Genomic DNA, 13,128 nt, shown 5'->3' on the forward strand with positions numbered 1-13,128 from the left:
GCCTGCGGCCACTAACGTCGTGGCGCTTCACCCACACCAGACCAAGAGGAAACCAACGGCTGTTCCCTCTTGGAACTCCCAGCCGCCCCGCAACATTTTCAAACAGCGAAAAGGTCGCCATGGGGATTGATCCAGCTTTGGACTTCATTTGTAGCATGCCTCGGCCTTATTCGAAAATGCTAACGCTTCCAATGGGGCGTCCCTTCCCCTCGAAAGCTAGCCAGACATCCATGTCTGGACTCACGCCATTTTCTTCAACGGCCTCAAGTTCAGAGTTGAATTTGGGCATTTGAAAGCTAAGAACAAATCGTTTTTGGACATAAACGATTTAGATTTAATACTCTAACGCATTAAGTTTAGATTATGAAAAGTATCTTTAAATACTAAATTTTGTTAGAAAATACTCGTTGCTGGAAGCACTTCTGCGAAATCATTATCCAGCATATCTAATACACTTTCGTAACCATATTTCGGCAGCCATCCTAGTTCTAATTGTGCCAAACTTGAGTCATAAACTCGGTCGAGACATCTAGGTAACTTCCAAGCTCTATCAGCGAAATCTTTCGCAAGCTTCGGGGCATATTCTTTTACTAAATCATCTCCATTTAGATAGAGCTGTTCGCAACACTTTTGATTAAATGGTGTTTTTCCCGAAATGATGTAACGCCTGAATCCTAAAAGACGCTTTTCGATGGCGCAAGCATGAGCATTCGCTACATCTCGAGCATCAATACCACGAGTAAGACGATAGAGGGCCATTAGATTTGCTGGTTCAGGAAAGCAACGAGACATTTGAAGTACAGTGATAGGTAAATTAAACAAGTTTGAAATATTTTCCAAAACCCGCTCTGCTTCTATCTTGGATTTGTGGTAAATGGTTTTAGGTCTTGGAATAATAGTTTCATTGACCCAACCAGCAACGCCATCAGGTGTTGAAGAAAAGCCATAGAGAGCTGTTGTACTCGTAAATACAAAGTGTTTAACTCCTTGTTTGACTGCTAATAGTGCTAGTCGCTCCGTTGCTTTTATGTTGATACTTTCGAATTCTTGGTCTGATACTAAACCAACATGCGGTGCATGCAATGCAGCAGTATGCACAATGACATCCACATTCTCTATAGCCTCAGTTAACAGATTAATATCACGAATGTCCCCAACATAGTCGGCTGTCGAGCAAGGTGTCTTATCTATCCCGACTACGTTGTGAGTCTTCATCAATTTTATATAAATTGCACGTCCTACTCGACCAGCAGATCCTGTAACTAAAATTTTCAACTTTTACTACCTGTTTAAATCTGAGAACTTATTCTATCAGCTTACGATTGATATGGTCTTTCTCCTCGGGATGGCATTGACCAAAAAACACCGCAAACAAGTATTTATAAATTAGATAAATTTAGTCAAAATGCTGTTACTGGATAATGTGTGAGTTTTAACGCTAAGACTAAAAGGGGCATAAATGAGTTATGTATCTTGCTTTCAAATGCCTAAATTCAAGTCTGAACTTGAGGCATTTTCGAATAAGGCTGAAGCAGGCTAAAACACGGTCAGAAGATGGATCAATTTCCGTCGCAATCTTTTTCGCTGCTGTTGTTTGGTTAAATAGCGAAAATGTTGCCGGAACGGCAGGGGCCAATTCTTTAATAAAGAATAAAGAGGGGGGCTGTTGATCCCCTCTAGGCCTGTGCAGGGTGGAACCTTGCGATCTTAAGCGTTAGTGGCGGCAGGCCATCGCTTAAAAGACAAGCTAACTTAATTACAATTGCTTTAACCTTTGTGCATGCTGCAGCAGTAAAGTGTCTAATACTTCAGGGCTTAAGCTAAATATTTGTACAATTTCTTCGCCGGTTTTAGAAACTGTTGCTTGCTTGTCTTCAAAAGTAATATGTAAACCTAACGCCTTTAACGTCTGTTGATCATAACTAAATAATGGCGTGTTTCGTTTACCTTTTAAACCGGGCATCATCCCCAATACCGTGACAGCTTGATTAACCTTAACCATGTCAAAAAAGACGCGCTCGGCCTCTGCCCACGCCATAATATATTCAACCATACTTTTGTTGTACTTATGGAAGTCTTCCGAGCCGTATAATAGTGGTTGTAACACCCCACCATGCCAACCTAACAGGGCATCTTGTTTTATAGTCACTTCATCACTGGCGGTTACAACATAATTAGCACACGATGATGCACAGACTTTATCAACTGTAACCTTTAATTTGTGCTGATATACCAACTCACCTAATCGTATGCCAGCAAGTACATCTCCCCCACCACTGTTAATAACCAATGAGGTTATTTGAGTTGGACTATTTGCTATGCCTTGTTCAAAAGCGGCAACATTATCTGGATCAATTTCACCGCTATAATTAATGACAGAGGGCAATAAGGGGTCGATAACAAGACTAAAAGAGGGTTGTTTACTTGCGCAACCAGTTAAGGTTAGCAGCATGGCTAGCAGTAGATAATACATTCATATTCCATCATGATGTTGAGTTCGCAAAAAATTAGCATAACAAGCTCATTATTAACAAGTAAATAATTTCAATTCCTCGATGATATTGATTAATCAGACTCTAACTGAACATTATCGCCAGAGACTTCTCATTGCAGGTCGTTGGACTATATAGCTTTAAGATTATTTTGCTACTTTAACCATCCGGTTTCAGCTTGATTGAGGACGTTTAGGACTCTTTATAAAGGAATGCGTGTTATAAAAGAATGCGTGAGCCTGACATGGCCTTTCTCGCACATCTGACCTATATGGATATTGGAAATGTCATAATGATGTAGGGAACATCATTGACCATGCCATCACGACATTTGTGAATCCATTCACATCAGACTCCCTATGTGAAGCGTTAGCATTTTCATTCTTTATCATAAAGAGTTGGCCGAAGAACACTCAGACGAAGTTAAAAGCTGGGAATTTAATTGGGTCCGCATAAACTTTTATAAAAAGATAAGTTTTAAGCCACTTTTGTGTCCGAAACGAATTAGTCATGCCCAAATTCAACTCTGAACTTGAGGCCGTTGAAGAAAATGACGTGAGCTGGCCATGGACGGCCAGCTAGCTTTGGAGGGGAAGGGACGCCCCATCTGAAGCGTTAGCATTTTCGAATAAGGCCGAAGAACACTAAGATGAAGTTAAAAGCTGGATCTGACCACGTCGCGAAATTATCACATCTATTTTTTAAATCAAATGGGATAATTTTGTTGTGGCGGCGGGGCCAATTCTTTTATAGAAAATAAAGAGGGAACAGCCGTTGGTTTCCTCTTGGTTTGGTGTGGGTGAAGCGCCACGACGTTAGTGGCCGTAGGCCATAAAACAAAAAATACCCACCAATTATTCAATTGGCCCTACTCTATAGGAAGCGCAGCATCTCCGCCCCATACCGCCCAAGAACCATCATATAAAGCCGCTTGATGGTGCCCTGCTACATACGAAGCCAGAATCAAAATACAGGCGGTAATTCCTGAACCGCAGCTAAACACCCGTTGGGCATTATTACTGGTATCTAAGCTAGCGAAAATTGTATGCAATTCACGGATAGATTTCATTTTAAAACCGTTTAATACTTGTGCAAAAGGCAAGTTGAGTGAACCAGGAATATGACCGCCGCGCATGCCAACACGAGGTTCAGGGGTAGTGCCATTAAACCGCCCAGCTGCTCGCGCATCAATAATATCAACTTTGGCATGGCCAAGATGGGTTAACACAAACTCAGTGTCGCACACCTTGTATTGCTGTAGGCGGCCTTTGATATCACCTGAGTCAGCTGCTGTCGCAAATTGACGTACTGTGTCTCGCCCTTCACTGCGCCACAGTGGTAAACCGCCATCGAGTACAAATACTTTATCAAACCCCATTGCTTTAAAGGTCCACCACGCACGCGGTGCAGAATAAATGCCTTGGTCATCGTAAATAACTACAGTGCTGTTATGGCTTACGCCTAATGATTTAGCTGCAACAGTAAATTGATCTTCCGTGGGCATAGCGTGAGTTTGTGGAGATTGATGATTGAAGAAAAGTTTATCTATTTGGCACGATAATGCACCAGGAATAACGTAAAGCTCATCATAAACAAGTGGCTCTTTTCCCAGCACAATTTCTATGCTGGCATCTAGTAATACAAGATCTGGGTCTTCTAAGTGTTGCGCTAACCAATCGGTGGTCACTAAAGGAAAATTCACATTAAACCTCTCTTACAATTGATGGCAAATATTGATGGAAAATATTGATGCTAACTCACACGAATACTCTCATGATGATTGTCTATATAACGCTGAGTTAACCCACTTAAATAACTGAATAAAATTATACCTACAGCATCGGCAACTAAATCGATGATGTCTAATGTTCTTGATGGGATAAAGCCCTGGCTGATTTCTTCACTCAGGACGAATATCGACACTAACACAGTGCCGTAATAAAGCGGAAGACGCCCGATACAAAAATGACGACTCTGCAGCGCTAAATTGGCCACAAAAGTTAATAACCCGAATAACAACATGTGACAAATCTTGTCACCATAGGGAACATGTTTTATTACATCGAAAAACACACTTTGACTGCCAGTATTGGCGAGGTAAATAATCCACAAAATAAAACCAAAAAAGCCACCAGCAGCAATAATAGCTAAACGAGAGAAGGTCTTATGGGTCATCTGTATTCATCCGTGTATGACATGTTGAGGTAATAATGCCTTTGAGTCTACAATGAATAGTTAGCATTTTAGCGTTAATTTTGCTTAACCTCCGCTCGCATTAAGGCGTCAGCAATATAGATGCACTTGTTAAACAAAATTTGAGTCGTTGCTATGAATTATCCAGCGCGGAGATGACCAATAAAAAAGCCCTTTATCGCTAAAGGGCTTGTTATTAATCTACATTAAAATGCCTGTTATAGGGCTATCCAAGTTGCTTTGATTTCGGTGTACTTATCAAATGCATGTAATGATTTATCTCGGCCATTACCAGACTGTTTATAACCACCAAACGGAGCTGTCATGTCGCCGCCATCATAATGATTAATCCACACCATACCGCTGCGTAGCGCTTTGGCCGTTTTGTGAGCTTTGCTTAAGTTTGATGTCCACACACCTGCCGCTAAACCATACATAGTGTCGTTGGCTATCTTGACGGCTTGTTCCATACCATCAAACTCGATAACCGATAACACAGGGCCAAAAATTTCTTCGCTGGCAATGGTCATGTCATTTCTAACATTGCTAAAAATGGTAGGTTGTACATACATGCCGCCAGTTTCTGCCATCACTTGTTTACCACCATCAACCAAGGTAGCACCTTGCTCACTACCGGCTTTAATGTAATTAAGCACGTTAGTCAGTTGCTGTTGATCAACCATTGCACCGCAGGTTGTTTTAGGATCAAGCGGATGCCCTGGTTGCCATCCTTGCATTTCTTCAACAATAAGCTTGATTAACTCATCTTTTACACCTGACTCAACCAATAAACGAGAACCCGCAGTGCACACTTCGCCTTGGTTAAAAGCAATGGCTACTGCGGCGGCTTCTGCAGCTGCTTTTAAATCTGGCGCGTCATTAAACACAATATTAGGGCTCTTACCGCCCGCTTCTAACCACACGCGCTTCATGTTCGACTCGCCTGCGTAAATCATTAACTGCTTAGCAATTTTAGTTGAACCAGTGAATACTAAAGTATCGACATCCATGTGCAGTGCCAACGCTTTACCAACTGTATGACCATAGCCTGGTAATACGTTTAATACCCCTGCCGGAATACCCGCTTCAATCGCTAATTGCGCCATGCGAATAGCCGTAAGTGGTGATTTTTCAGATGGCTTTAAAATCACACTATTACCCGTGGCGAGTGAAGGCCCAAGCTTCCAACATGCCATAATCATTGGGAAATTCCATGGCACAATGGCTGCAACCACACCTACGGGTTCACGGGTGATCATGCCTATTTCATTATGAGCAGTAGGAGCAATTTCATCATAAATTTTATCTATCGCTTCACCATACCAACGTATAGCACGGGCAGCACCGACCACATCAACGCCTTTGGAGTGTTGAATTGGTTTACCCATATCTAGGGTTTCAAGTAATGCCAATTCATCGGCATTTTCTTCAAGTAAATCAGCAAACTTAATCATTACTTGCTTGCGCTTTACTGGCGGTAACATTGACCAAGTACCCGCTTCAAACACTTCACGCGCATTCGCGACAGCAAGGTTAGCATCGGCTAAATCACAGCTAGCCACTTTAGCCAATACTTGGCCATCAATAGGGCTGATACAGTCAAATGTATCACCAGAAGCGGCACCTTGATATTGACCATTAATGAAAGCTTGCCCAGTAATTTTTAGACTTGCTGCTAATGCTTCCCAATCGCTACGACTTGTTGGAGTACTCATTGTGACCTCGAAATAATAAATGGATTGATAAGCACCAAGCTACGCTAAAAAACAGGTGCTAAACCTAAAATGTGTGCCACATAAAATGGATTATCGACACAATAACCTTGATGAATATTGTCACCTGATTATGCTCAACAGCAAGATATTTTCAATATATTTTACAAAATAGGCACATTTAGTTTAAATAAATGCACAAAACACTTTAACGTTCATTATTTTTGACATAGCATAGCGAATATTCGTCACTCATTATTTAATCAATTTGAGATGAATCCCTAGTAATTGTAGCTATCAATGTAGAGTCAATTTATGAGCAAATATAAGCAAAATGGAACTGGCGATTCATCGCAAACATTGCCGAACATGGCACATTTTTGGATGCCGTTTACTGCCAATAAGCAATTTAAGACTAATCCTCGGCTTTTGGTTTCGGCACAAGGAATGTATTACACCGATATTGAAGGCAATAAAGTACTCGATGCTACTGCCGGCTTATGGTGTTGTAATGCAGGCCACGGCCGCCAAGAAATTTCCCAAGCGGTAAGCCAACAAATTAGCCAAATGGATTATGCACCGTCTTTTCAAATGGGCCATCCGCTCGCATTTGAATTAGCGCATAAACTCAGTCAGCTGAGCCCTGACGGATTGGATCAGGTATTTTTTACTAATTCTGGTTCAGAATCGGTAGACACCGCCCTAAAAATGGCGCTTTGCTATCATCGCGCCAATGGCCAAGCCACTCGTACTCGGTTTATCGGCCGCGAGCTTGGTTACCATGGTGTCGGTTTCGGCGGGATTTCAGTTGGTGGGATCAGCAATAATCGCAAAACATTCAGCCAACAATTACTCCAAGGTGTTGATCACTTACCTCACACGCTCGATATTGCTAATAATGCTTTTAGCCACGGCTTACCGCCACACGGTTTGGATAAAGCCGAAGTGCTTGAGCAACTTATTACCTTACATGGCGCCGAGAACATTGCTGCGGTCATTGTTGAACCAATGTCTGGTTCTGCAGGGGTTATTTTACCGCCAGATGGATACTTAACGCGGTTACGCGAAATCACCCAAAAGCACGGAATTTTATTAATATTCGATGAAGTGATCACAGGTTTTGGCCGAGTCGGTGCCGCCTTTGCCAGCGAGCGCTGGCAAGTTACCCCAGACATGATCACCACAGCCAAAGCCATTAATAATGGTGCAATTCCAATGGGCGCGGTATTTGTTAGTAATACCATTCACGACACCTGTATGCATGGTCCTGATGAATTAATAGAATTTTTCCATGGTTATACCTATTCCGGTCATCCGGTCGCGGCGGCCTCAGCACTTGCTACCCTGTCTATATATGAAGATGAACAATTATTTGAACGCGCAAAAGGGCTTGAATCTTATTTCGAGCAAGCGGTTCACAGCCTTAAAGGCTTACCAAACGTCATTGATATTCGTAATACCGGTTTAGTTGCAGGTATTCAACTGGCACCAAGTGATAAAGGCGTGGGTAAACGAGGTTATGACATTTTTGATCATTGCTTTAGGCATGGCGCGTTAGTGCGGGCAACGGCCGACATTATTGCATTATCTCCGCCATTGATTGTGGAAAAATCACAAATCGACGACATGGTTAATCACATTACCGATGCAATTAATGCTGTTGGTTAATGTTTTCTAAATACATATTTTGCTTAAAAGGATCCAGTTCATGCTTAACATCACTCATTTTGTCGATGGGCAACACACCCCAGCCAGCCAACGTAATCAAACCATTTATGATCCTGCTACGGGGGAAATGCGTGGCCAAGTATCTTTGGCGAGTCACGATGAAGTGAGCTTAACGGTAGCGGTTGCCAAAAACGCTTATCAGAGTTGGTCGCAAGTGACGCCACTTAACCGTGCTCGGGTATTATTCAAGTTTAAAACGTTAGTAGAGCAAAATATTGATAAATTGGCCCAACTCATCACTCTTGAACATGGCAAAGTGTTAGATGATGCTAAAGGTGAAATTACCCGAGGACTTGAAGTTGTTGAGTTTGCTTGCGGCATCCCGCATTTACTCAAAGGAGAGCATACTCAACAAGTGGGTGGTGGCGTTGATTCATGGTCTGTTAACCAATCGTTGGGTGTCGTCGCCGGTATTTCACCGTTTAATTTTCCTGTTATGGTGCCAATGTGGATGTTCCCTATCGCAATAGCCTGCGGTAATACTTTTATCATGAAGCCGTCTGAAAAAGATCCAAGCGCAGTGATGTTCATTGCCGAATTACTGACGCAAGCAGGCCTACCAAATGGCGTGTTTAACGTGATTAATGGCGATAAAGAAGCCGTTGATGCTTTATTAACTCATCCCGATGTTCACGCAATTAGTTTTGTTGGCTCAACCCCGATTGCCGAATACATTTACAGCACCGCCTCTGCTCACGGTAAACGCGTGCAAGCATTGGGCGGAGCTAAAAATCACATGCTATTAATGCCAGATGCTGACTTAGATCAAGCCGTCAATGCATTAATGGGTGCAGCATATGGTAGTGCAGGTGAACGCTGTATGGCTATTTCGGTGGTATTAGCGGTCGGCGATGTGGGTGACAAATTAGTCGAGGCATTATTACCGCAAATTAGTGCCTTAAAAATTGGCAGCGGTATTACCCCTGAAATGGACATGGGACCGTTAATTTCGGCCCAGCATTTAGCTAAAGTACGCGATTATGTCGAAGCCGGTGTCAAAGAAGGTGCAACATTAGTCGTTGATGGCCGAGACATCAATATTCAAGACCACCAGCAGGGTTACTTTTTAGGTGCGTGCTTATTTGACCATGTGACTCCGCAGATGAGCATTTACCAACAAGAAATTTTTGGTCCTGTGTTAGCCATCGTCCGCGTCGACAACTATGCCGATGCATTGACGCTGATTAACCAACACGAATTTGGTAATGGCACCGCTATTTTTACTCAAAGTGGCCAAGTAGCTCGTCACTTTTGTCACCATGTTGAAGTGGGCATGGTTGGCGTTAATGTGCCGATTCCGGTGCCAATGGCATTTCATAGCTTTGGCGGTTGGAAACGTTCGCTATTTGGCCCGCTGCACATGCATGGACCCGATGGCGTTCGCTTTTATACCAAGCGCAAAGCCATTACCGCTCGCTGGCCACAAGCTAAAAGCGACACTAATGAACCTTCGGCATTTATTATGCCGACCATGAAATAAGTGATACCCACAATGAAGCATATTAATGATATTACGCTTTTTAGTAGCCAATCAACCGCGGTTGAGTCGTATCACTTAACAGATGAAAAACTGCTTACAGGCGATCCACTGCAGTCAGTGCAAAACCATTTCGAAAGCCCATGCAAGCAGTTTAATGTTGGTGTTTGGCAAAGTGAACCGGGCAGTTGGAATATCAATTATAGCGAATATGAGTATTGCGATATTCTCGAAGGCTGTAGCATTATCACCGACAGCCAAGGCAAAAGCTTAACCGTCAATGCCGGTGATAAATTTGTTATTCCGGCAGGGTTTACCGGTACATGGGAAGTCGTCAATCATTGTAAAAAAATCTACGTTATGTTTGAACAACAGCTTGAGCAAACATAGTGTTTAACCGCCATGCGGTACAGACAAAATCGTTACGATTTTAGGTCTGATAAGTGGCATTCGCAGTCGTTGAGTACCTAATTACCAACCACTGTATTTTATGTAAATGGAGATAATATCGTGTCGAACACATTAAAAAGAACGCGAATTGCACTGTTAACGGGATTAACATTATCAGCTACCCTACTGGCTCCACTCGCTACGGCAGAAGTCTCTGGTGCAATCACTGTAACCAACGACTATCGCTTCAGAGGTGTGTCACAAAGCGCAGCAGATCCCGCCCTACAAGGTAATATTGACTGGAGCCATGATAGCGGATTTTTCGTTGGTGCTTGGGCAAGTACCATTGATTTTGATGAGCCTGAATACAATGGCCCAGATGTAGAGATTGATTTGTATGCTGGTTATTACGGTGAAATTAACGATGACACTAGCTATGACTTAACCTTGTACCGTTATAACTACCCTGGAGAAAGTGATTTTGACTATCTAGAAGTCAGCGCAGGTATCGACTTTAGTGGTTTTAGAGCCGCTTACTGGTTTACTAATGATTATAGTGGCAGCGATCTTGACCTACATTACACTGAAATCAATTATGGCTGGGAGTTTGCTGAAAACTGGAGCCTAGATTTGCACTATGGTTACAATTTTGGCGACGCCATTGATGACGGAGAAGGCTTTGACAGCTATTCAGACTACTCTATTGGTGTATCAACAGAAGTATCAGGTTTTGCCATATCGGTTGCGTATTTAGACACCGACATTGATGGTGATAATGAAGTAAGTTCTGATCTATATAAAAACACCGGTACTTTATTAGCGAGCGTTAGTTACGCGTTCTAAGCCGAGTTGAGTTAATCAGTACCCATCACTACAAGTAAGTCTTAAAAACAAAAAAACCGCCAATGGCGGTTTTTTTATGACTAATATTTAACGAAAAATAGTAGCGATACAATAAAAGCAAAAACGGAAATTACTTAGTCGTTAAACCTGTTAGCGGCTGCCCTTGGGCTTGTTTTTTAACGCCTTGCCAACCATCTGCAAGATTTTGTAATTGCTCGTTTCGTTGTGGAAACTGGCTGGCTAAATTACGCATCAGTGATGATTGAATCTCACAAATTTCGGCCCAACGATCAGCATTAGATAATGGCATTTTTAGTCCTTAAATAGGTTATACATCCGTTTACATGCGCTCATGCAGTACATTAATGTAGCACATCAAACTAATTTAGGAAGCAGTATTTACACAGTAAACCCGCCTAAAAAAGCGTCAAACACATGTCGGTTGTGCTTTTATTTGATTTAAAAGAAATTTTGTTTCAAAAAAAAAGAAACACACATTCAATTAATTTGAGTCAATCAATGAACCGTTAATCTAAAGCACTTATATGACAAAAAAATGATATGACAAAAACTGATCAATAAACAAATGATGCCTTATAGACGCGATATAACTTAGATCTTGCGCATAGATTTCAATAAAATAGCATTGCATCCATGGCATACGGGAGTATCTTATTGTTATAGCAACCGTTAAATATACGGCACAAAGGAGCGAACTATGGCTGATACCATCATAAAAATACTGATAATTGCAGGATTATTTTTTCTGGCCTATAAACTGATTTTTAGTGGTAGCCGTGGGTTAACACTTTTTGAGATGCATTTTAAAGATGGCAAGCTCAACAAGCATAAGGGCAAAATACCGGAGAAGTTTGAACGTGATTGTCGTGCCATAGCCAAGTCTAATAAACTGACTTGCACAGTCAGAGCTGAAAAATCTGGTGACGTACGTTTACACGTGTCGGCCAATATTGGCGATAATTTAATCCAGCAAATTCGTAACCAGTTTCCGTTTGAGTATTACGATAAAAAACAGTCAGACGCATCTAAACTTAAAGGCTAACATTGCCTGTTGAGCAAACGAAAAATGGACTCTAATGAGTCCATTTTTGTGTCTGTTTTCATGCTTAGTCGATTTGCCTATTCAATGACTTAGTCAGACTGCTTAGCAATAACCAAGGTGACTTGCGCAACCGTGATACCAAATTTAATAATATCACTTTTATTGATAATGGTTTTCTCATCGACCAGAAACATCCAGTCGTCGAAATGGACTTCATATTCACTACCATCAACTGGCAATATCATGTCATAACGCCATCGCAATGCACTACCGCGAGACTCACCTTGAGCAATGCCTAATATGTCATTGGCTGTGCCCTCATAGAGCCCATTTCCTTTGTCAGTAATGTTCCACACACGAGTTTGCTTTTCGCCATCATCGTAAATAAACCATTCGTTTATCACACCCTGCTTACCTTCAGGCGAATCAACCCAGTGCGCTTCCATGGTGACGGTAAATTTGCGGGTCACCTTACCTGAAAAATCTTGCACGACTCCAGCTGCCGTTAATTTACCGTCAAAAAATGTGGCTAAATCTAACGTTGGTGTCGTTTGTTGATAATCTTCAATCGATGCTGATGAACATGACATAACGCCTAATGCTAGTCCTACATATAAGCCGGTTTGAGCCAGCTTTCGCGCGAATTGCTTAGTTAAGGGTTGAGTTAACCCTTGAGTAAGCATTCGGGCACAAAAATGTCGCTGCTGGCGGATGAATAATAGAATCGCGTGCATTAGTTAACTCCAATCAGTTGGTTACGTAACTCAGGACGGCTGGTTTTTTCAGACAACCAAATGTCGAGGAACGCCTCAGGGAACTGGGCATTACTGACTTGATAATAAGGCGTATCGTTAAGCAAAAATGCCGCATCTTCAGGGTTGTTAACCCTAAAAGTCAGCCTGTCGCCCTCTTTAACATCTGGCCAGGCATTAACTAACTGCTGCCTGTACAGTGCAATATTGGCTTCGGTAAAACCTAAATGCTGCCATTGCTCAATAGTGGCATCAACTAAATCAATAGCGTCAATATCGCGGTGGTATTGAATGTCGAGAGTCATAGGAAAACGGTTAGCTTGGTACTTACCGTCAATAGAAAATAACTTCGCACTATAGATATCAAGCCACAACAGGCTCATGTCTGCTGTGCCTACCTGAATCAATGCCGCATCGCTTATACCGCTCTTATCATTCTTATCGCTCTTATCATTCTTATCGCTTATACCGTTGTTAT

The 13,128-nt window shown here is 42.1% G+C and carries 13 protein-coding genes; 5 read left to right on the forward strand and 8 right to left on the reverse strand.

The genetic code is table 11. The annotated features are described in order from the left end of the window. Nucleotides 1-393: 393 nt before the first annotated feature. From H5181_RS19825 to H5181_RS19845, 5 genes are all read right to left on the reverse strand, one after another. Nucleotides 394-1,275 carry an NAD(P)-dependent oxidoreductase gene (locus H5181_RS19825; RefSeq protein ID WP_123881965.1) on the reverse strand — a complete coding sequence of 294 codons (882 nt, stop codon included), beginning with the start codon at nt 1,273-1,275 and terminating at the stop codon, nt 394-396. 481 nt (nt 1,276-1,756) lie between these two features. Further along, entirely contained in the window at nt 1,757-2,473 is a 717-nt protein-coding gene (locus H5181_RS19830) for a hypothetical protein (protein WP_182751840.1), read from the reverse strand. An 887-nt stretch (nt 2,474-3,360) separates the two neighbouring features. Beyond that, nucleotides 3,361-4,194 (reverse strand): sulfurtransferase, encoded by an 834-nt coding sequence (locus tag H5181_RS19835; RefSeq protein ID WP_182751841.1) that lies wholly within the window; start codon nt 4,192-4,194, stop codon nt 3,361-3,363. A 50-nt stretch (nt 4,195-4,244) separates the two neighbouring features. Beyond that, nucleotides 4,245-4,667, reverse strand: coding sequence for a VanZ family protein (locus tag H5181_RS19840; RefSeq protein ID WP_011638464.1), 423 nt, complete (start codon nt 4,665-4,667; stop codon nt 4,245-4,247). A gap of 236 nt (nt 4,668-4,903) precedes the next feature. After that, nucleotides 4,904-6,400, reverse strand: a complete 1,497-nt coding sequence (locus H5181_RS19845) for an aldehyde dehydrogenase (protein WP_011638465.1) — start codon at nt 6,398-6,400, stop codon at nt 4,904-4,906. Nucleotides 6,401-6,712: 312 nt separating this feature from the next. Between H5181_RS19845 and H5181_RS19850 the strand changes: the two genes are divergently transcribed. The 4 genes from H5181_RS19850 (at nt 6,713) to H5181_RS19865 (ending at nt 10,835) form a co-directional block, all read left to right on the forward strand. Then, nucleotides 6,713-8,065, forward strand: coding sequence for an aspartate aminotransferase family protein (locus H5181_RS19850; protein WP_182751842.1), 1,353 nt, complete (start codon nt 6,713-6,715; stop codon nt 8,063-8,065). Nucleotides 8,066-8,105: 40 nt separating this feature from the next. Next, the gene (locus H5181_RS19855) at nt 8,106-9,605 is read left to right on the forward strand and encodes a CoA-acylating methylmalonate-semialdehyde dehydrogenase (protein WP_182751843.1); all 1,500 of its coding nucleotides are present in this window, start codon (nt 8,106-8,108) and stop codon (nt 9,603-9,605) included. Between the two features lie 12 nt (nt 9,606-9,617). After that, nucleotides 9,618-9,992 (forward strand): cupin domain-containing protein, encoded by a 375-nt coding sequence (locus H5181_RS19860; RefSeq protein WP_011638468.1) that lies wholly within the window; start codon nt 9,618-9,620, stop codon nt 9,990-9,992. Between the two features lie 120 nt (nt 9,993-10,112). Continuing rightward, on the forward strand, nt 10,113-10,835 hold the full coding sequence (locus H5181_RS19865; RefSeq protein WP_011638469.1) for a TorF family putative porin: 723 nt from the start codon (nt 10,113-10,115) through the stop codon (nt 10,833-10,835). Nucleotides 10,836-10,965: 130 nt separating this feature from the next. Here H5181_RS19865 and H5181_RS19870 read toward each other — a convergent pair whose 3' ends face one another. Then, nucleotides 10,966-11,145, reverse strand: a complete 180-nt coding sequence (locus H5181_RS19870) for a hypothetical protein (RefSeq protein WP_011638470.1) — start codon at nt 11,143-11,145, stop codon at nt 10,966-10,968. Nucleotides 11,146-11,553: 408 nt separating this feature from the next. Here H5181_RS19870 and H5181_RS19875 point away from each other — a divergent pair, with 408 nt between their 5' ends. After that, nucleotides 11,554-11,898 carry a DUF3634 family protein gene (locus tag H5181_RS19875; RefSeq protein ID WP_011638471.1) on the forward strand — a complete coding sequence of 115 codons (345 nt, stop codon included), beginning with the start codon at nt 11,554-11,556 and terminating at the stop codon, nt 11,896-11,898. An 89-nt stretch (nt 11,899-11,987) separates the two neighbouring features. On the opposite strand, the gene H5181_RS19880 is transcribed toward H5181_RS19875, so the two are convergent. Together H5181_RS19880 and H5181_RS19885 are read right to left on the reverse strand one after the other, a co-directional pair. Further along, a complete protein-coding gene (locus tag H5181_RS19880) occupies nt 11,988-12,488 on the reverse strand; it encodes a DUF3833 domain-containing protein (RefSeq protein WP_235585978.1) in 501 nt (166 codons plus the stop codon). A 143-nt stretch (nt 12,489-12,631) separates the two neighbouring features. Then, nucleotides 12,632-13,128 (reverse strand): chalcone isomerase family protein (locus tag H5181_RS19885; protein ID WP_182751844.1); only part of this gene is annotated, 497 nt, incomplete at its 5' end.

Source organism: Shewanella sp. SG44-2 (assembly GCF_014164215.1).
In the GTDB taxonomy this organism is placed as follows: domain Bacteria; phylum Pseudomonadota; class Gammaproteobacteria; order Enterobacterales; family Shewanellaceae; genus Shewanella; species Shewanella frigidimarina.

What these genes read in the sequence shown, in the direction of transcription:
- H5181_RS19855 (WP_182751843.1), top strand. Translation starts at nt 8,106, where the DNA reads ATGCTTAACATCACTCATTTTGTCGATGGGCAACACACCCCAGCCAGC.
- H5181_RS19875 (WP_011638471.1), top strand. Translation starts at nt 11,554, where the DNA reads ATGGCTGATACCATCATAAAAATACTGATAATTGCAGGATTATTTTTT.
- H5181_RS19850 (WP_182751842.1), top strand. Translation starts at nt 6,713, where the DNA reads ATGAGCAAATATAAGCAAAATGGAACTGGCGATTCATCGCAAACATTG.
- H5181_RS19880 (WP_235585978.1), bottom strand. Translation starts at nt 12,488, where the DNA reads ATGTCATGTTCATCAGCATCGATTGAAGATTATCAACAAACGACACCA.
- H5181_RS19860 (WP_011638468.1), top strand. Translation starts at nt 9,618, where the DNA reads ATGAAGCATATTAATGATATTACGCTTTTTAGTAGCCAATCAACCGCG.
- H5181_RS19870 (WP_011638470.1), bottom strand. Translation starts at nt 11,145, where the DNA reads ATGCCATTATCTAATGCTGATCGTTGGGCCGAAATTTGTGAGATTCAA.
- H5181_RS19840 (WP_011638464.1), bottom strand. Translation starts at nt 4,667, where the DNA reads ATGACCCATAAGACCTTCTCTCGTTTAGCTATTATTGCTGCTGGTGGC.
- H5181_RS19830 (WP_182751840.1), bottom strand. Translation starts at nt 2,473, where the DNA reads ATGTATTATCTACTGCTAGCCATGCTGCTAACCTTAACTGGTTGCGCA.
- H5181_RS19845 (WP_011638465.1), bottom strand. Translation starts at nt 6,400, where the DNA reads ATGAGTACTCCAACAAGTCGTAGCGATTGGGAAGCATTAGCAGCAAGT.